The sequence below is a fragment of the Halomonas sp. 18071143 genome (assembly GCF_019211725.1).
Classification (GTDB): Bacteria; Pseudomonadota; Gammaproteobacteria; order Pseudomonadales; family Halomonadaceae; genus Vreelandella; species Vreelandella stevensii.
Map to the genome: position 1 here is coordinate 1,097,092 of NZ_CP078120.1, position 18,038 is coordinate 1,115,129.

The 18,038-nt window shown below is 60.2% G+C and carries 15 protein-coding genes and 3 tRNA genes; 13 read left to right on the plus strand and 5 right to left on the minus strand.

The window, feature by feature from the left end:
* Positions 1-23: 23 nt before the first annotated feature.
* Positions 24-941, minus strand: a complete 918-nt coding sequence (locus KVY02_RS05245) for a DMT family transporter (protein WP_081135321.1) — start codon at positions 939-941, stop codon at positions 24-26.
* A gap of 314 nt (positions 942-1,255) precedes the next feature.
* Between KVY02_RS05245 and KVY02_RS05250 the strand changes: the two genes are divergently transcribed.
* The 5 genes from KVY02_RS05250 (at position 1,256) to KVY02_RS05270 (ending at position 9,607) form a co-directional block, all read left to right on the plus strand.
* Entirely contained in the window at positions 1,256-3,268 is a 2,013-nt protein-coding gene (locus KVY02_RS05250; protein ID WP_218314640.1) for an FAD-dependent oxidoreductase, read from the plus strand.
* 140 nt (positions 3,269-3,408) lie between these two features.
* On the plus strand, positions 3,409-4,452 hold the full coding sequence (locus KVY02_RS05255) for a threonine aldolase family protein (protein WP_218314642.1): 1,044 nt from the start codon (positions 3,409-3,411) through the stop codon (positions 4,450-4,452).
* 279 nt (positions 4,453-4,731) lie between these two features.
* The gene (locus KVY02_RS05260) at positions 4,732-6,654 is read left to right on the plus strand and encodes a PrkA family serine protein kinase (RefSeq protein WP_016916546.1); all 1,923 of its coding nucleotides are present in this window, start codon (positions 4,732-4,734) and stop codon (positions 6,652-6,654) included.
* 80 nt (positions 6,655-6,734) lie between these two features.
* A complete protein-coding gene (locus KVY02_RS05265; protein ID WP_218314644.1) occupies positions 6,735-8,021 on the plus strand; it encodes a YeaH/YhbH family protein in 1,287 nt (428 codons plus the stop codon).
* A gap of 20 nt (positions 8,022-8,041) precedes the next feature.
* Positions 8,042-9,607 (plus strand): SpoVR family protein, encoded by a 1,566-nt coding sequence (locus tag KVY02_RS05270; protein WP_218314646.1) that lies wholly within the window; start codon positions 8,042-8,044, stop codon positions 9,605-9,607.
* Between the two features lie 37 nt (positions 9,608-9,644).
* On the opposite strand, the gene KVY02_RS05275 is transcribed toward KVY02_RS05270, so the two are convergent.
* A complete protein-coding gene (locus KVY02_RS05275; RefSeq protein ID WP_189463707.1) occupies positions 9,645-9,959 on the minus strand; it encodes a high-potential iron-sulfur protein in 315 nt (104 codons plus the stop codon).
* 258 nt (positions 9,960-10,217) lie between these two features.
* Between KVY02_RS05275 and KVY02_RS05280 the strand changes: the two genes are divergently transcribed.
* A complete protein-coding gene (locus KVY02_RS05280) occupies positions 10,218-10,493 on the plus strand; it encodes an Lrp/AsnC family transcriptional regulator (protein WP_026002022.1) in 276 nt (91 codons plus the stop codon).
* Between the two features lie 226 nt (positions 10,494-10,719).
* On the plus strand, positions 10,720-11,583 hold the full coding sequence (locus tag KVY02_RS05285; protein WP_232710780.1) for a DNA/RNA non-specific endonuclease: 864 nt from the start codon (positions 10,720-10,722) through the stop codon (positions 11,581-11,583).
* A 293-nt stretch (positions 11,584-11,876) separates the two neighbouring features.
* On the opposite strand, the gene KVY02_RS05290 is transcribed toward KVY02_RS05285, so the two are convergent.
* The 3 genes from KVY02_RS05290 to KVY02_RS05300 form a co-directional block, all read right to left on the minus strand.
* Positions 11,877-11,963: transfer RNA gene (locus KVY02_RS05290), tRNA-Leu, on the minus strand.
* A 64-nt stretch (positions 11,964-12,027) separates the two neighbouring features.
* Positions 12,028-12,114: transfer RNA gene (locus KVY02_RS05295), tRNA-Leu, on the minus strand.
* Between the two features lie 84 nt (positions 12,115-12,198).
* A tRNA-Leu gene (locus KVY02_RS05300) sits at positions 12,199-12,285 on the minus strand.
* A gap of 270 nt (positions 12,286-12,555) precedes the next feature.
* Here KVY02_RS05300 and rnr point away from each other — a divergent pair.
* The 6 genes from rnr (at position 12,556) to rplI (ending at position 17,937) form a co-directional block, all read left to right on the plus strand.
* A complete protein-coding gene (gene rnr / locus KVY02_RS05305) occupies positions 12,556-14,949 on the plus strand; it encodes a ribonuclease R (protein ID WP_100731287.1) in 2,394 nt (797 codons plus the stop codon).
* 2 nt (positions 14,950-14,951) lie between these two features.
* Positions 14,952-15,761 (plus strand): 23S rRNA (guanosine(2251)-2'-O)-methyltransferase RlmB, encoded by an 810-nt coding sequence (gene rlmB / locus KVY02_RS05310; RefSeq protein ID WP_081192232.1) that lies wholly within the window; start codon positions 14,952-14,954, stop codon positions 15,759-15,761.
* Between the two features lie 211 nt (positions 15,762-15,972).
* Entirely contained in the window at positions 15,973-16,350 is a 378-nt protein-coding gene (rpsF, locus tag KVY02_RS05315; protein WP_016916554.1) for a 30S ribosomal protein S6, read from the plus strand.
* 33 nt (positions 16,351-16,383) lie between these two features.
* Positions 16,384-16,611, plus strand: a complete 228-nt coding sequence (gene rpsR / locus KVY02_RS05320; RefSeq protein ID WP_009097135.1) for a 30S ribosomal protein S18 — start codon at positions 16,384-16,386, stop codon at positions 16,609-16,611.
* 12 nt (positions 16,612-16,623) lie between these two features.
* Positions 16,624-17,475, plus strand: coding sequence for a hypothetical protein (locus tag KVY02_RS05325; RefSeq protein ID WP_081135335.1), 852 nt, complete (start codon positions 16,624-16,626; stop codon positions 17,473-17,475).
* A 15-nt stretch (positions 17,476-17,490) separates the two neighbouring features.
* Positions 17,491-17,937 (plus strand): 50S ribosomal protein L9, encoded by a 447-nt coding sequence (rplI, locus tag KVY02_RS05330; RefSeq protein WP_016916556.1) that lies wholly within the window; start codon positions 17,491-17,493, stop codon positions 17,935-17,937.
* The last annotated feature ends 101 nt before the right edge of the window (positions 17,938-18,038 follow it).

The following is an 18,038-nucleotide window of genomic DNA, read 5'->3' on the forward strand; positions in this document are numbered from 1 at the left end:
GCGAATGATGTTAGCCTATTGTATCATTGCTGGGCGCTGCTCGTTTTACTGGCCGCCACGCGGCTGACCAAGGGGCGGGTCAAGGTCTGCGCCATGATCACGCCTGCCAGGATCAGCAGCCCGCCAATGAAGTGGAAGCCCGCTACCCGCTCACCCAAAAACGCCATGGCAATCAGGGCGCTGAACAAGGGCATCAGGTTGATGAAAATACTCGACTGGTTGGCCCCGATCTGACGGACGGCCCGCATCCATAGGAAGGTAGTGATCACCGAGGCCGGAATGCCTGCGTAGAGAATCAGCCAGACGTTGCTGCTATCCACTGGGGTCATGGGGCCCATCAGGTACGCGGGCAGCAGGAACAGCACGGCAAAACAGACCTGGGCATAGAGCATTACCCAAGGCGGAAGGTTCATGGCCCAGCGTTTCAACATGACGCCGTACAGCGCATAGCAGGTGGCCGCCACCACCATCAGTGCATCGCCCTGGGCCACCTGGAGTTGCAGCAGCGACAGCGGGTTGCCTCGCCCCAGCAGTACCGTCACGCCAATGAAGGCCAGTACGCCGCCCGCCACGCCGCCCAGCGTGGGGGGCTCACGCAGAATCAGCGCGCTGAGCAGCACCGTCAGCAGGGGTACCATGGCCGCCAGAATGCCCATGTTGGTGGCGGTGGTGGTTTCGGCTGCCACGTAGGCAAGCCCCTGCCACAGGCCCATGCCCAGCAGCCCAAGCAGCGCCAGCTTCAGCCAGTTGCGGCGAATCTCGTCGCGGTGACGCAATACCGCAGGCAGCACGAAAGGGGTCATGACCGCCAGCGCCAGCAGCCAGCGTAAAAAGGCGATACTGCTGGGCGCAATCGCGCCGACCGTCAACTGGTTGATGGTCATGTTCCCCGACCAGATCAGCACGGTGGCTAGTGGGGGCAAGAAGTAGATCAATGGCATAGCGCATTCCCTGAAGACAATCCCTTGGAGGATGTTTACAAATGTCACGAGCGACGGTCAGGCAAGGCGAAATCAGCCGAAAAAGCGGAGTTTACAGAGTGTAAATGAGCATTTTGAGGCTGATTTCAACGCCGCATGGCCTAGCGCAGTAGTTTGTAAGCATCCTCTTATCGTTAGTCGGTTAATGTGACCTTCTTTTCCATGATGAGCAAGGGGGCAACGGCGGTAAAAGGCTGTACGCCGAAGGAACTATGTCATACGCTTGTTTGAATATGAGAGGCTTGTCGTTCTAACAACTCCAAAGGAGCGCCGTGATGCACGCTTATCCGCACCTTTTTCGCCCGTTGACCGTGGGCCACCTGACGCTGCCCAACCGGGTGCTGATGGGCTCCATGCACACCAACCTGGAAGAGGCCCCCAACGGCTTTGCACGTTTGGCGGCGTTCTATGCCGAGCGGGCGCGGGCGGGGGTCAGCCTGATCGTCACTGGCGGCATTGCGCCGAATGCCGAGGGTGCGGTGTTTCAGGGGGCGCATGCGCTCACCGAGGCCAGCCAGCTCGAAGAGCACCGCCAGGTGGTGGACGCCGTTCACCAGGCGGGCGGACATCTGTGCATGCAGATTCTGCACGCCGGTCGCTACGCTTACTCCCCTGAGCTGGTGGCGCCTTCGGCGTTGCAGGCACCCATCAATCCGTTCGTGCCCCGTGCGCTGACCAGCGACGAGGTCGAGCAGCAAATTGCCGACTACGTGCGCTGCGCCACGCTGGCCCAGCAGGCGGGCTACGATGGGGTCGAAGTGATGGGCTCCGAGGGGTACCTGATCAATCAGTTCATTTGTCGCCGCACCAACCACCGGGACGATGAGTGGGGCGGCGACTTCGCAGGGCGTATACGCTTTGCGGTGGAGATCGTCAGACGCGTTCGTGAAGCCGTGGGCAACCGCTTCCTGATCATCTTCCGGCTGTCGATGATCGACCTGGTGGAGGAGGGCAGCACTTGGGAAGAGGTCGTGCAGCTTGGCCAGGCCATCGAAGCGGCGGGCGCCAACCTGATCAATACCGGCATTGGCTGGCACGAAGCGCGGGTACCCACCATCGTCACCAGCGTGCCTCGCGCAGCCTTCAGCGAGGTGACCAAACGGATTCGCAGCGCGCTGTCGATCCCGCTGATCACCACCAACCGCATCAATATGCCCGATGTGGCCGAGCGTCTGCTGGCGTCAGGGCACGCGGACATGGTCTCCATGGCGCGGCCTTTCCTGGCAGACCCTGAATGGGTGCAGAAGGCCGAGGCCGACAAGGCCGAAGAGATCAATACCTGTATCGCCTGTAATCAGGCGTGCCTCGACCATACCTTCATGGGCAAGCTGACCTCTTGCCTGGTCAATCCGCGTGCATGCCACGAAACCGAACTGCCTTTGGTGGCTGCCGAGTCTCCCAAGCGAGTGGCCGTGGTCGGCGGTGGGCCTGCCGGGCTTGCCACCGCCGTGGAAGCCGCCCGCCGAGGTCATCGGGTGGTGCTGTTCGAACGGCGCAGCGAGCTTGGCGGGCAGTTCAACTTTGCGCGCAAGATTCCGGGCAAGGAAGAGTTCAACGAAACGCTGCGCTACTTCCGCGTCATGCTTGAGAAGCACGGCGTGGAGGTGCGCTTGAATACCGAGGCCACGCTGGAGGCGCTGGCTGCCTTCGACGACGTGGTGCTGGCCACCGGCGTGACGCCCCGCGAGCTGACCCTGCCCGGCGCCGACCATCCCAGTGTGTTGAGTTACGCCGAAGCCATCGCGCAGCCCGAGCGCGTGGGCCGCCGGGTGGCCGTGATTGGTGCCGGAGGTATCGGCTTCGATGTGTCGGAACTGCTGGCGCATCATGGCCACCCGGCCCTGGATCTGCAGTCCTGGTGTGAAGAGTGGGGTGTGGACCTCACGGTGAGTGAGCCAGGCGGGCTGAAAGCCCCCACACCGCCCGTCTCGCCACGCAGCATCGTGATGTTGCAGCGCAAAAGCTCCAAGCCGGGTAAAAACCTGGGCAAGACCTCGGGCTGGGTGCATCGTGCGTCGCTTAAACAGCGTGGGGTGCGTACCCTGACCGGCTGCGAGTACCTGAAAATCGACGATGCCGGGCTGCATGTTCGCCAAGGCGAAGAGCCGCAGGTGCTGGCGGTGGACACCATTGTGGTGTGCGCGGGTCAGGAGTCGGTGCGGGACCTGCTGGCGCCTCTGGAGCAGGCGGGCAAACGCGTGCATGTGATTGGTGGCGCAGACGAAGCGGCCGAGCTGGATGCCAAGCGGGCGATTGACCAGGGCACCCGTCTGGCTGCCACGCTGTAGCGGCATTGAGCGCGTGACGTTAATGCTCAAATGACGATAGACTGAAGGTCAACCCTAACGACTAAGCCCTGTTAGGGAATTAAGGCGCAGGTGGCACCCGGCCTGCGCTGCACGACCGCCAGAGAAAAAGGATAATCGTCATGCCCTCGGAGTGTACCCCACGATTTTTAGCCAGTGACAACACCTCGGGTATTTGCCCGGAAGCGATGCAGTACCTGCTGGAAGCCAATCAGGCCGATGACCTGGCCTACGGCAACGACCGCTGGACTGCCCGTGCCGCCGACCGCTTTCGTGAGATGTTCGACTACGATTGCGATGTGTTCTTCGTGTTCAACGGCACCGCTGCCAATTCACTGGCGCTTTCCGCGATGGGGCGCAGCTACCACAGCGTGATTTGTCATGAGTTGGCCCACATCGAAACCGACGAGTGTGGCGGTCCGGAGTTCTTCTCCAACGGGGCCAAGCTGCTCACCTCCCCGGGTGCCAATGGCAAGCTGACTCCCCAAGGGATCGAGGCGCTGGTCACCAAGCGTAGCGATATCCACTACCCCAAACCCAAGGTCGTGTCGCTGACCCAAGCCACCGAAGTGGGTACGGTCTACTCCCGTGAAGAGCTGTTGGCGATTCGCGCCATGGCCGACAAGCATGACCTGCGCCTGCATATGGATGGCGCGCGCTTTGCCAATGCCTGCGCCAGCCTGAAGGCGTCACCGGCCGAGCTGACCTGGCAGGTTGGGGTGGATGCGCTGTGCTTTTCAGGCACAAAGAACGGCCTGGCGTTTGGCGAAGCCATCCTGTTTTTCAACCGGGAACTGGCCGAGGATTTCTCCTACCGCTGCAAGCAGGCGGGCCAGCTCGCCTCCAAGATGCGCTATGTCTCGGCGCCCTGGCTGGGCCTGCTGGAAAGCGGCGCCTGGTTGACCAATGCCGAGCACGCCAACGCCATGGCCCGCTATCTGTCGGAAGGGTTGCAGGCGCTGCCTGGCGTCTCGCTGATGTTCCCCACCGAAGCCAACAGCGTTTTCGTTGAATTGCCTCCTCATGCCATCGAAGCGTTGAAAGCGCGCGGATGGACCTTCTATACCTTCATTGGCGCGGGCGGCGCACGCTTCGTGTGCGCCTGGAACACCACCATCGAGCTGCTGGATCAACTGCTGGCCGACGTCAAATCCGTGCTGGAGTAAGCCGCCAGCGAGGCTCGTTCGTGGTCGTCGCGCCGCCTGTTCAGGCGGCGCGTTGCGTTGTTGGAGAGGATTCTTGTCAGCCCGGTGTTTTCAACGCAACTATTTTGCCTCGCCTTTGCTCATAGCCATATAAGACGCGGAAAGTTGCGCTGCGTTGAAGGTTTCGTCATCACATTTTGCTAATGCTGACTACGCTGATAGAGCGACACTTCGCACGGCAGGCGGCCTGGGAATTTGGGTCAGGCGATGGCTGCCGGGGATGGGCCACAGGAGAGTTCCATGAGCATCTTTGATCACGTTCAAGACCGTTTTGCCCGCGTTCAGCAAGAGGACATGAGCCTGGAGGAGTATCTGGCGCTGTGCCGCCGTGATCCCAAGGTGTATGCCAGCGCCGCCGAGCGCATGCTGGAAGCCATAGGCGAGCCTGAAGTGATCGACACGGCGAAAGACCCGCGTCTGTCACGTATCTTTTCCAACAAGGTGATTCGCCGTTACCCTGCGTTTGCCGAATTTCATGGCATGGAAGAGGCCATCGAGCAGATCGTGGCCTACTTCCGCCACGCGGCCCAGGGCCTGGAAGAGCGCAAGCAGATCCTCTATCTGCTGGGGCCGGTGGGCGGCGGCAAATCGTCGCTGGCCGAGCGTCTGAAGCTGCTCATGGAGCGTATCCCGTTTTACGCCATCAAGGGCTCGCCGGTGTACGAATCCCCGCTGGGGCTGTTTTCACCGGAAGAGGACGGCAAGCTGCTGGAGCAGGAGTACGGTATTGCCAGCCGCTACTTGCGCAGCGTCATGTCACCTTGGGCCGCCAAGCGCTTGAAGGAGTACGGTGGTGATATCTCCCAATTCCGCGTGGTGCGGCTCTATCCGTCGCGCTTGAACCAGATCGCCATCTCCAAGACCGAACCCGGTGACGAGAACAACCAGGATATCTCCTCGCTGGTGGGCAAGGTGGATATCCGCCAGCTGGAGCTCTACTCCCAGGACGACCCGGACGCCTACAGCTTCTCGGGCGGGCTGTGCCGCGCCAACCAGGGCCTGATGGAGTTCGTGGAGATGTTCAAGGCACCCATCAAGGTGCTGCATCCGCTGCTGACCGCCACCCAGGAGGGGAACTACAACCCCACCGAAGGCATGGGCGCGATCCCCTTCGATGGCGTCATTCTGGCCCACTCCAACGAATCCGAATGGCAGGCCTTCCGCAACAACCGCAATAACGAGGCGTTCCTCGACCGTGTATACATCGTCAAGGTGCCTTACTGCCTGCGCGTCTCCGAAGAGATCAAGATCTACCAGAAACTGCTGGAAGACTCGTCCCTGAACGCCGCGCCTTGCGCCCCGGATACGCTGCGCATGTTGGCCCAGTTCTCCGTGCTGTCCCGGCTGAAAGTGCCCGAAAACTCCAGTATCTACTCCAAGATGCGGGTCTATGACGGCGACAACCTCAAGGATACCGATCCCCGCGCCAAGTCCATCCAGGAGTACCGCGACGCGGCAGGCGTCGATGAAGGCATGCAGGGGCTGTCTACCCGCTTTGCCTTCAAGATCCTTTCGCGGGTGTTCAACTTCGACAGCCAGGAAGTGGCAGCCAACCCGGTCCATCTGCTGTACGTGCTGGAGCAGGCGCTTGAGCGGGAGCAGCTGCCATCGGAGGTGTTCGAGCGCTACCTGGGCTTCATCAAGGAGTTTCTGGCCCCGCGTTACGTGGATTTCATCGGCAAGGAGATTCAGACCGCGTACCTGGAGTCCTACAGCGAGTATGGTCAGAACATTTTCGACCGCTATGTGACCTATGCCGACTTCTGGATTCAGGATCAGGAGTACCGCGACCCCGAAACCGGCGAGCTGTTGAACCGCCAGTCGCTGAACGAAGAGCTGGAGAAGATCGAAAAACCGGCCGGGATCTCCAATCCCAAGGACTTCCGTAATGAAGTGGTCAACTTCGTGCTGCGGGCGCGGGCGCAGAACAACGGCATGAACCCTAGCTGGCAGTCCTACGAGAAGCTCAAGGGCGTCATCGAGCACAAGATGTTTGCCAATACCGAGGAGCTTTTGCCGGTCATCTCGTTCAACGCCAAGGCATCCAGGTCCGATCAGAAGAAACACGAGGATTTCGTGGCGCGCATGGTGGACCGCGGCTATACCGAAAAGCAGGTGCGGTTGCTTTCCGAGTGGTATCTGCGCGTTCGCAAGTCCCAGTAGCCAGCCGGTTACGGGGGTGAACCTCACGATGGGCGGGCGCGAATGTTCAGCGCTCCCGCCTGAGGCATCAAGGAGGTCGAATGACCTACTTCATTGATCGCAGACCTAACGCCAAGCACAAGAGCGCGGTCAATCGGCAGCGCTTTCTGGAGCGTTACCGCAAGCATATCAAGCGTTCGGTCGAGGAAGCCGTGAACCGTCGCTCCATCACCGACATGGAGCGCGGCGAGAAAATCTCGATTCCAACCAGGGATATCTCCGAGCCGGTGTTCCAGCACGGCAGCGGCGGCGCCCGCACCATCGTTTCCCCCGGCAACAAGGAGTTTCTGCAGGGGGACAAGATACGTCGCCCCGGTGGGCAGGGCGGTGGTGGCGCGGGTGAAGGCGGGGCGTCCAATCAGGGGGAGGGCAACGACGAGTTTGCCTTCACCCTCAGCCGCGAGGAGTTCCTGGAATTCGTTTTCGACGGCCTGGAGCTGCCACACTTGCAGCGCAAGCCCTTGAAGTCGCTGGAGGAGGTCAAGATGGTGCGGGCGGGGCTGGCCCGTGACGGCGTACCTTCGCGCATCAGCATTACCCGCTCCATGCGCGAAGCCTACGCCCGCCGTATTGCCATGCGCGCGCCCATCAAGCGGGCCTTGAAAGAGGCTGAAGAGGCGCTGGCGGCGGAAGAGCGCAAGGACCCGGTGCTGCGCAACCCGGCCCGGGTGGCGGAGCTCAAGGCCGAGGTGGAGCGGCTGGAGAAGCGCATCGAGGCGATTCCGTTCATCGATACCTACGACCTGCGCTATCACCAGCTGGCCGCCCAGCCGCAGCCATCGAGCCAGGCGGTGATGTTTTGCGTGATGGACGTTTCCGGCTCGATGACCCAGAACCACAAGGATATCGCCAAGCGGTTTTTCCTGCTGCTCTACCTGTTTCTGGAGAAGCACTACGAAAAGGTCGAGCTGGTATTCGTGCGCCACCACACCGCCGCTCGGGAGGTCAACGAGGAGGAGTTCTTCTACTCCCGCGAAACCGGCGGAACCATCGTCTCCAGTGCGCTGACGCTGGTGAACAGGATCATCGAAAAGCGCTACCCGGCAGGCCAGTGGAATCTATACGTGGCCCAGGCCTCCGACGGCGACAACTGGGACGATGACTCCAATATCTGCCGCGACCTGCTGGTCAAGCAGCTGATGCCGCAGCTGCAGTATTACGCCTACGTGGAGATCACCCCCCACGATCATCAGTCGCTTTGGCATGAGTATGAAACCGTGGCTGCCCAGTTTCCCGAGCGTTTTGCCATGCGCCAGATCGTCGATGCCGGGGATATCTATCCCGTCTTCCGTGAGCTGTTCAAGCGCCGCCTGAGCCAGGAGCGCTAACGCGCGTTAAGGAGTGGGCCATGAGTGTTGACCGCAACCCCATTGCAACGGGTTCCGACTGGAACTTTGGTATTCTGGAGCGCTTTGACGAAGAGCTGGCGCGGCTGGCTGACGAGTATCGGCTGGATACCTACCCCAATCAGATAGAAGTGATCACCACCGAGCAGATGATGGATGCCTACGCCAGCGTGGGCATGCCGGTGGGCTATCACCACTGGTCGTTCGGCAAGCAGTTTCTGGCCGTGGAACAGGCCTACAAGCGAGGCCAGATGGGCCTGGCCTACGAGTTGGTGATCAACTCCAACCCCTGTATCGCTTACCTGATGGAGGAGAACACGTTGATGATGCAGGTGCTGGTGATTGCCCACGCCTGCTACGGCCATAACTCTTTCTTCAAGGGCAACTACCTGTTTCGTACCTGGACCGATGCCGAGTCCATCGTCGATTATCTGGTATTTGCCCGCAAGTACATCGCCCAGTGCGAAGAGCGCCACGGTACTCACGCCGTGGAGCAGTTGCTGGACGCTTGCCATGCCCTGCAGAATTACGGGGTCGACCGTTACAAGCGGCCTTCTCCCATGTCGGCCGAGGAGGAGGCCAAGCGCCAGGAGGAGCGAGAGGCCTACCTGCAAACCCAGGTCAACATGCTCTGGCGCACCATTCCCGAGCCACCGACGGGTGCCGTACCGCTACCCGGGGCGCTGCACAGCGACGATGACCCGCTAGGGCTGCACAGTGGCGGGCGCTACCCCTCGGAGCCCCAGGAGAACCTGCTCTACTTCATCGAGAAGAACGCGCCGTTGCTGGCCCCCTGGCAGCGGGAGATCGTGCGCATCGTGCGCAAGCTGGCGCAATACTTCTACCCTCAGCGGCAAACCCAGGTAATGAATGAGGGCTGGGCGTGCTTCTGGCACTACACCCTGATGAATCGGCTCTATGACGAGGGCAAGGTGGACGAAGGGCTGATGCTGGAGTTTCTACAGTCCCACGCGGCGGTCATCAATCAGCCGGGGTTCGATAGCCCTTACTACAGCGGCTTGAACCCTTATGCGCTGGGCTTTGCGATGTTCATGGACATCAAGCGCATCTGCGAAGATCCCACCGCCGAAGATCGCGAATGGTTTCCGGACATTGCCGGTAGCCCCTGGCGGGAAACGCTGGAGTTCGCCATGCGTAACTTCAAGGACGAGTCGTTCATCCAGCAGTTTTTATCACCCAAGGTGATGCGTGACCTGAAGCTGTTCATGATCGTCGACGACGACCAGTCGGAGATGTTGGAAGTGGCGGCGATTCATGATGAGCGGGGATATCGGCGGGTGCGCGATGCGCTCTCGACCCAGTATGCGCTATCGGTACGCGAGCCCAATATTCAAGTGGTGGAGGCCGCCATTCGGGGGGATCGCTCCCTGACACTGCATCACGTTCAGGACCATCGTCGTCCGCTGGCCAGAAGCGTGTATCCGGTGATTCGTCACCTTCAGCAGCTGTGGGGGTTTCCGGTGCACCTGGTGTCGCTGGACGAGGGGCGGGTGACTCGCCGCTACCAGTGGCCGGTAGAAGAAGAGAACAAGGAAAACCATCCCTGAAAACAGTGACCCCGCGGCGAGCGCGGGGTCCAGGGTATCAGCCTTGTGCGGTCCAGGACTGGCACCAGCCGTCCGGCTCGACACTGTTTTCCGGGAACAGCTGGCAACCTTCGGTGCCTTCCACAAAAAACATGCAGTTGGAGCACAGTTCACCCTCTTCGAAAGCCGGGTGGTCGCTGGCGTCGCTGGCTTCTTCAACGTAGTTCAGTGCCTGGGCCGTCGGTGAGGACGGGTCCAGACGGGGCAGCTCCTGAGCAAAAGCAGTTTTCGACAGGATACCCGCACCAAACGGCAGGGCAGCAAGCCCCAGCACGCTGTTACGCATGAACTTACGACGGCTCTGATTAGCCATGGTGTCTCCTTATCGTCACGGTCTGACGGTGTGCTACGGTGATCGGGTGGTGGGCCACCTCTATAAAACTCCGACAGCGAAACGCTGCTGGAGATCTCTAGTACATGCTAGCGCAAGCGTAAAATTAGTGCGAATAACCTTATGAAAAGCGCGACAATTGGCCACGCTGCCCGGCAAGGCTTGGCCCCGCCGGGCAGGCTGCTATACTCGCTGCGTCGTGCAGTATTCATCTTACCGCCACTCATTTGCGAGGACGCCATGCAAAGCGCAGTCATCCTGATCAATACCGAAAAAGGCCAGATCAAGGCCGTGGCCGAACGCCTGGCCGATGTGGAAGGTATCAGTGAGGTGTACTCCACCTGCGGCCGTTACGATCTGGTGGCCATTGCGCGCACCCGCGATTTCGAAAGCCTGGCCGAGCTGGTGACCGAGCGGTTGAATGCCGTGGAAGGCATCAGCGATACCGAGACGCTGAACGCCATGCAGGTTCACTCACGCCATGACCTGGAAACCATGTTTTCCGTTGGTTGGTAACGCCCCGGCTTTGCAAAGCCAATGAAACGAATGATGAAACGCCGCTGAGAGGGTGTTTACAAATGTCACGAGCGACGGCCAGGCAAGGCGAAATCAGCCGAAAAAGCGGAGTTTACGGGCTGTAAATGAGCATTTTGAGGTTGATTTCAACGCCGCATGGCCAAGCGCAGTAGTTTGAAAACACCCTCTGATAAGGCGTCTTGAAAGATAGCAGGGGAGTCCTCCGTTGGCTAAATCACTTTTGCGCTGGCGTCGTCAGGGGCGACGCCTGGGCATTGCCGTGCTGTTCGTGCTGGTCGGTACGGGCTTGTGGGAGTATCAAGGGCGCCAGCACCAGCAAGCTTATACCTGGATGGGCGTACCCACCTGGGAAACGTTGCACCCTACCAGCCTGCACCGTGTACTGCGTAACGATGGCTTTTTAGTGGGGTGGTCGGATGTACGGGTGGGGGCCTTGTGGGTCAGCTACCAGGTAGAGGCCGTGCCTGAGGATATGCGTATTGGCCCCAGGCCCAATTTCCAGCCAGACTGGCGCATGCTGTGGCCGGTGAGTACCGATAGCTATTCCGGCAGCGGCTACGACAGAGGACATTTGGCGCCCAACTACGCCATTGCTGCCGTGCATGGGCGCAGCGCGCAGGTGGACACGTTCTTGATGAGCAACATGCTGCCCCAGCGGCCGAATCTGAATCGCCAGCTCTGGCAGCGGCTCGAAGCCTCCGTCATGGATCACTTTGCCCCGCGTTTTGATCGCTTGCAGGTGATTACCGGGCCGGTCTACCCCGAGCGCTTCATGGATAACGTCTTCAACCGCGTGGGCTGGGTGGAAGTACCCGAAGCCTTTTACAAGATCATCGTGGCGCCCCACGATGAGACGCCCCTGGCGCTGGCGTTCATCATGCCCCAGGACGTGCAGGGCAATGAGCCGTTGAGCGACTACCTGGTGACCATCGATGAGATCGAAGCCCGCACGGGGCTGAACTTCTTCCCGAACCTCTCACCCCAGCTTGAAGCCGTGCTGGAAGGTGAGCTGCGTACCCAAGGGTGGGCGCTGGAGGAGGTGTCTCGTCGCCCAGGCCGGTTCCAGTAGTACGGTACGCTGCATGCTGTCAGGCCAAGGCGTTGCCCTGGCCTGCCGCTTGAGCGCAGACACGGCAATGCTCGAACGGCATGGGCTCGATATACATGAAATAGACAGGCAGAAGAGAAGGCAGACAGAAGAGAAATAGTGGGGAAGAAAAAGTATCAGAGCAAAAGGGTATCAGAGAATAGAAGCATACAGATGAGGGTTTGCCAAAAGAGAGCGACTGATGAGGGACAGCAAACAGATAGAAACACATTAGATGGGATAATACGAAAGCAAGAGCGATACGGGGGCATCGATGGTGCCCAGGAGAGGACTTGAACCTCCACGACCGTACGGTCACTAGCACCTGAAGCTAGCGCGTCTACCAATTCCGCCACCTGGGCGTATCGACTCTTTCACTGCTGTACTGCTTTCACAATACATTCAGCCATTACGTCGGTGTTCGCATGGTGCCCAGGAGAGGACTTGAACCTCCACGACCATACGGTCACTAGCACCTGAAGCTAGCGCGTCTACCAATTCCGCCACCTGGGCGAACACGAACGTACTGCCTTTCTTTCACTGCTTTACTTGCCGCCGCACCGTGCTGATTCATGAAAGGGGATAACATGAAACAGTTGGTGCCCAGAAGAGGACTTGAACCTCCACGACCATACGGTCACTAGCACCTGAAGCTAGCGCGTCTACCAATTCCGCCATCTGGGCAAGTGGCGCGTATGATACCGAGGCTGTGGCTAAATGCAAGCCCCTGGGTGATTTTTTTAATGTAAAAAACCGGGGTTTGCAGCGCCAAGTGGTTGGGTGATTGAACGGGCGGCGCTATACTGCGCCCATGACCAAACAAAACATGACTTATTTCAACTCATCGTTAGTTGAACACGACGCCCTTCGAGGCGCACATGCCTTTCGCCCGCAGTGCACGCTGCCCGCGCTTTTTGTTCGCCTCCCGCAACCGTTATCAAGGATGTTGATCGCATGAAGTACTGGACGTTGAGTGATGATCCGCACGCCGAGCGCGAGGCGAAGAATTACGATAACCCGGCTCCTAGCCGTGAATACCTGTTGGCTGCCCTGGAAAGCTATGGCAAGCCGATCACCCATGAAAACATGAGCCGCATGTTGGGCATCGAAGACGAAGACCATCTGGAAGCGGTGCGTCGGCGTATGGCGGCCATGGAGCGCGACGGCCAGGTGCTGCGCGACCGCCGAGGCGCCTATGCACTGATCGACAAGCTCGACCTGATCAAGGGCAAGGTGCTGGGCCATCGGGATGGGTTTGGCTTCGTGCTGCGTGATGACGGCAAGAAGCCGGACCTGCTGCTGCCGCCCCGTCAGATGCGTCGCGTCTTCCACGGTGACCACGTATTGGTACGCGTCAGTGGGCGAGACCGTCGCGGTCGAGAGGAAGCCACGATTGCCGAAGTGATTGCCCGCAATACCGAGACCATGGTGGGCGTATACCGCAGCAATACGCCGGAATTCGGGATTCTCATTCCCGAAAACCCGCGGATTACCCAGGAAGTGATCATCCCGCACACCGTTAGTGGTGGTGCCAAGGATGGTCAGGTGATCTCAGCCAGGATCGTCCAGCAGCCTGCCACTCGGGTTCAGCCAGTGGGTGAAGTGATCGAAGTGCTGGGGGAGCGTATGGACCCCGGCATGGAAATCGACATCGCCATCCGCAGCTACGACATTCCCGCCGAGTTTCCGCCGGAGGTAGTGGATCAGATCAGCGAAATCTCCGCTGAAGTGCTGGAAGCCGACAAGCAGCACCGCGTCGATCTGCGCGATTTGCCGCTGGTGACCATCGACGACGAGTCCGCCAAGGATTTCGACGATGCGGTGTGTGCCTGGAAGACCAAGTCCGGTAGCTGGAAGCTGGTCGTCGCGATTGCCGATGTTTCTCACTACGTGCGCCCTGGTACCGCGCTGGATGACGAAGCGCGCACTCGCGGCAACTCGGTCTACTTCCCGGGGCAAGTGGTGCCGATGCTGCCCGAGCTGCTTTCCAACGGTCTTTGTTCATTGAATCCGCACGTCGACCGGCTGGTGATGGTGTGCGAAATGAACATTTCCAGGACCGGTGCCATCAGCCGCTACTCCTTCTATGAAGCCGTGATGAATTCCCATGCCCGACTCACCTATAACAAGGTGGCGGCCATGCTGGACGGCGAGAGTGAAGAAGGAGAGGCGCTGCGCCGTGAGCACGCCGAGCTGGTCAAGCCGCTCAAGAACCTGCATGAGCTGTACGGCCTGCTGCGCGCTGCTCGGGAAGAGCGTGGGGCAATCGACTTCGATACCACGGAAACGGCGATCATCTTCAATGAAGAGCGCAAGATCGAGAAGATCGTGCCGCGTAGCCGTAACGATGCCCACAAGCTGATCGAGGAGTGCATGCTGGCCGCCAACGTGGCGACGGCGCGTTTCCTCGACAAGCACGACCTGCCGGCGCTGTATCGTATCCACGAGCGCCCGACCCCTGAGCGGCTCGACAAGCTGCGCCTGTTCCTGAGTGAGCTGGGGCTTTCGGTGGGCGGCGGCGACGAGCCGACGCCTCAGGATTACCAGGCACTGCGGGAAGCGATTGCCGACCGCCCGGATGCCGACATCATCCAGACCGTGATGCTGCGCTCGATGAATCAGGCGGTCTATTCGCCGCAGAACGAGGGGCACTTCGGCCTTGCTTACCAGGCCTACGCCCATTTCACGTCGCCCATTCGTCGCTATCCTGACCTGCTGGTGCACCGTGCCATTCGCTCGGTGATTCGCGGGCCGCGCCAGACCGCTACCGTGGTGCGGGTAGAGGGTGCGCCGGTGGATCCGCCGAGCAAGTGGTGCCCCTATACCTTCGAGCAGATGCTGGAGCTGGGCGAACACTGCTCCATGACCGAGCGGCGGGCCGATGAAGCCACCCGTGACGTGGAGAGCTGGCTCAAGTGCGAGTTCATGTCGGACAAGCTGGGCGAAACCTTTGAGGGCACCATCGCCTCGGTGACCCAGTTCGGGCTCTTCGTGCGTCTCGATGACTTCTTTGTGGAAGGGCTGGTGCACGTCACGTCACTGCCTTCCGACTACTACCACTACGAAGCCGAGAAGCATCGTCTCAAGGGTGAGCGCACCGGCACCACCTATCGCCTGGGCGATGGCCTGACCGTGCAAGTGGCGCGGGTGGACATGGATGATCGCAAGATCGACTTCGGTCTTGCCGATGACAAGCCGCGCCCGCAGCGTCAGCCGCGCAAGCGTCGTAGTGACGGCTCGGGTGCAAAGGGCGCTGGGGCAAAGGCGGCAGCCGGTGAGCAGCCCGCCCGTCGCGGCCCGCGCCGTACGCGCAGTGGCTCACGTAAACCATCTCCGAAAAAGGGTTGAGCATGAAATCGGCGTCGTCTCGACGTGGCCCTCGCCCGGCTACGCGCACTTCTGTCCGTACGCCCGATGGGCTGGATCACGTCTATGGTGTGCATGCCCTGGAAAGCCTGCTGGCACGGGGCGAGTCGCCCAAGGAGCTGTGGGTGCAGCAGGGCGCAGGCCAGCGTTTGCAAACGCTGGTGGCCGATGCCCGAGCCAGTGGTGCGGCGGTCAAGGAGCAGTCGCGTGACGTGCTCGACCAGTTGACCCAAGGGGCGGCGCATCAGGGGGTGGTTGCCTTCTGTGCCCCCTTGATGGCAGAAGGAGAGGAGTCTTTGTGGCTCAAGCTCCGCGCTTGGCCGTCTGATACGCCCCCCTTGCTGCTGGTGCTGGATGGCGTCACCGACGTGCATAACTTTGGCGCGTGCCTGCGCAGTGCCGATGCCTCGGGTGCCCACGGGGTGATCGTGGCCAAGGACAAGGCGGCGCCGCTCAACGCCACGGTCAGAAAAGTCGCCTGTGGTGCCGCAGAGGTGGTGCCGGTCTATCAGGTCACCAACCTGGCGCGCACGCTGGCCAGGCTCAAGGAAGAGGGCGTGTGGATCACCGGCACCGCCGGTGAAGCACAGGCCAGTGTGTTCGATATCGACTTCACCGGCCCGACCGCGCTGGTGATGGGGGCCGAAGGCAAGGGGTTGCGCCGGTTGACGCGGGAAGCGTGCGATCATCTGGCCAAGCTGCCCATGGCGGGGCAGGTGTCCAGCCTGAATGTCTCGGTGGCTGCCGGAATCTGCCTGTTTGAAGCAGTGCGTCAGCGGCAGCTTGCAAGTTAGCCTCCGTCCCACTAGAATGCTTGCGCCCGTTTATACATAAGCGGGCGTTCGTATTGGTAACCCCACTACGACACTGGTTTTATCTGCTTGATGTTCTTTTCAGCCATACGTGGCTTGCCAAGGGCATTTCAGTCAACTCCTTGCTTCCCAGTCGCTGTCAGAGCATATGCTTCGGCACACTCAGGAAGCTGCCAAACCGCAAGGAGATTCCATGCGTCATTATGAAATCGTGTTCATGGTCCACCCGGATCAGAGCGAGCAAGTACCGGCAATGGTCGAGCGCTACACCAGCATCGTCACCGAAAGCGGCGGTACCGTGCATCGTCTGGAAGATTGGGGCCGTCGCCACCTGGCTTACCCGATCAACAAGATCCACAAAGCCCACTACGTGCTGATGAACGTTGAGTGCACCGGCGAGACTCTCGAAGAAATCGAGAACATCTTCCGCTTCAACGACGCCATCATCCGCAGCCTGGTTGTGCGCTGCAAGGAAGCCGTTACCGAAGCTTCTCCGATGATGAAGCCGGCAGAAGAAAAGCGTCCGCGTCGCGAAGAAAAGCCGCGCGCTGAAGCTGAAGAAACTGCCTGATTCTATCCACTGCACGTTTTAAGGAGCTAGTCCATGGCACGTTTTTTCCGTCGCCGCAAGTTTTGCCGCTTCACTGCTGAAGGCGTCAAGCAGATCGACTACAAAGATCTCGACACGCTGAAGGCTTACATCACGGAAACCGGCAAGATCGTTCCGAGCCGTATCACCGGCACCAAAGCACGCTATCAGCGTCAGCTGGCGACCGCTATCAAGCGTTCACGCTACCTGGCACTGCTGCCCTACTCCGATAGCCACCAGTAAGCGTTTAACGTGATGCTGGCACTGGCAAGATGGCTGATGCGCGGAACGCCCTATGCCGTAGGCGGGGCGGCCCTGGCATCGCTGGTGCCCTGGCTGTTTTGGCTGGGCGCCGCCATTGCCGCACTGGTGACCTTGCGCAAGGGTTTTGCCCCTGCGCTGCCGGTCATCATCGCCGCTGCTCTGCCTGCCGGTTTCTGGTGGGCACAAGGTGACGTGATACCACTGGCCAGCGTTCTGCTGGTCACGCTGATGTCCGTCATCCTGCGCGAGCGGATGCGCTGGAGCGAAGCCTTGATCGTGGGCACATTGGCTGCCGCCGTCATGGTTCAGCTGGGCATCTTCAGCCCGCCGGGGGGAACGCAGCTCATGCTGGAGCAGCTGCGGGAGAGCTCTACCGAGATCGACCGTATGCTCACCGAGTTTGCCAACCAGGGCGTCGACACGACGGCCTTGGCTGCCATGGTCATCGGTGGTGTCACGGGGCTGGTCGTGCTGCTGGCCGCCATTATCTGTCTGGCGCTGGCCCGCAGTTGGCAAGCCGGGCTGTATAACCCCGGTGGCTTTCGCGAAGAGTTTCATGCGTTGCGCCTGAGCCCCCGTGAGCTTGCCGTTCTGGTGGTGTTGGGAGTGGCAGGCATGGCGCTTGGTGCGCAGGCGCTGGCGATGCTCTGCTGGGTTCCGCTGCTGATTGCCGGTATTGCGTTGGTGCATGGTTTTATTGGAATAAAGGGGATGAACGGGCTGTGGCTGGTGGCATTTTATGTGCTGCTGATCACGACCTGGCCCACGATTCTCATTGTGCTGCTGTTGGGGCTGATCGATACATTTGCGAACGTTCGCGCACGCCTTGCCCGCAGCAACTGACAAGAGGTTTACGAGATGGAAGTCATTCTGCTCGACAAGATTGGTAAGCTGGGCGGCCTGGGTGACAAGGTCACTGTCAAGCCTGGTTATGGTCGTAACTACCTGGTGCCTTACGGCTTAGCCGTACCGGCCACCAAGGACAACATCGAAGCGTTCGAAGCGCAGCGTGCCGAACTCGAAGCGCAAGCCGCTGAGCGTAAGGCGGAAGCCCAGGCGCGTGCCGAGCAACTCAACGACATCGAACTGTCGTTGGTGTCCAAGGCAGGCGACGAAGGCAAGCTGTTCGGCTCTATCGGTCCTCGTGACCTGGCCGACGCGATCTCCTCTGCGGGAATCGACGTCGCCAAGAGCGAAGTACGTATGCCGCAAGGCCCGATTCGTCAAACTGGCGAATACGACATCGACCTCCACCTGCATGCAGAAGTGGACGCCGTTGTACGCGTGGTCGTTGTCGCCGAGTAATCATACTCGCCAACGCTGACGCCTCAAAGGGCGCGGGTTCTCCCGCGCCCTTTGTCTTTTTAGACCCTTTGTCTTTTTAGACCCTTTGTCTTTTTAGGCCC

Coding starts and splice junctions, on each gene's coding strand:
- rplI (WP_016916556.1), top strand. CDS start 17,491: ATGGAAGTCATTCTGCTCGACAAGATTGGTAAGCTGGGCGGCCTGGGT.
- KVY02_RS05275 (WP_189463707.1), bottom strand. CDS start 9,959: ATGGCTAATCAGAGCCGTCGTAAGTTCATGCGTAACAGCGTGCTGGGG.
- KVY02_RS05245 (WP_081135321.1), bottom strand. CDS start 941: ATGCCATTGATCTACTTCTTGCCCCCACTAGCCACCGTGCTGATCTGG.
- KVY02_RS05260 (WP_016916546.1), top strand. CDS start 4,732: ATGAGCATCTTTGATCACGTTCAAGACCGTTTTGCCCGCGTTCAGCAA.
- KVY02_RS05280 (WP_026002022.1), top strand. CDS start 10,218: ATGCAAAGCGCAGTCATCCTGATCAATACCGAAAAAGGCCAGATCAAG.
- KVY02_RS05250 (WP_218314640.1), top strand. CDS start 1,256: ATGCACGCTTATCCGCACCTTTTTCGCCCGTTGACCGTGGGCCACCTG.
- rpsF (WP_016916554.1), top strand. CDS start 15,973: ATGCGTCATTATGAAATCGTGTTCATGGTCCACCCGGATCAGAGCGAG.
- KVY02_RS05325 (WP_081135335.1), top strand. CDS start 16,624: ATGCTGGCACTGGCAAGATGGCTGATGCGCGGAACGCCCTATGCCGTA.
- rpsR (WP_009097135.1), top strand. CDS start 16,384: ATGGCACGTTTTTTCCGTCGCCGCAAGTTTTGCCGCTTCACTGCTGAA.
- rlmB (WP_081192232.1), top strand. CDS start 14,952: ATGAAATCGGCGTCGTCTCGACGTGGCCCTCGCCCGGCTACGCGCACT.
- rnr (WP_100731287.1), top strand. CDS start 12,556: ATGAAGTACTGGACGTTGAGTGATGATCCGCACGCCGAGCGCGAGGCG.
- KVY02_RS05255 (WP_218314642.1), top strand. CDS start 3,409: ATGCCCTCGGAGTGTACCCCACGATTTTTAGCCAGTGACAACACCTCG.
- KVY02_RS05265 (WP_218314644.1), top strand. CDS start 6,735: ATGACCTACTTCATTGATCGCAGACCTAACGCCAAGCACAAGAGCGCG.
- KVY02_RS05270 (WP_218314646.1), top strand. CDS start 8,042: ATGAGTGTTGACCGCAACCCCATTGCAACGGGTTCCGACTGGAACTTT.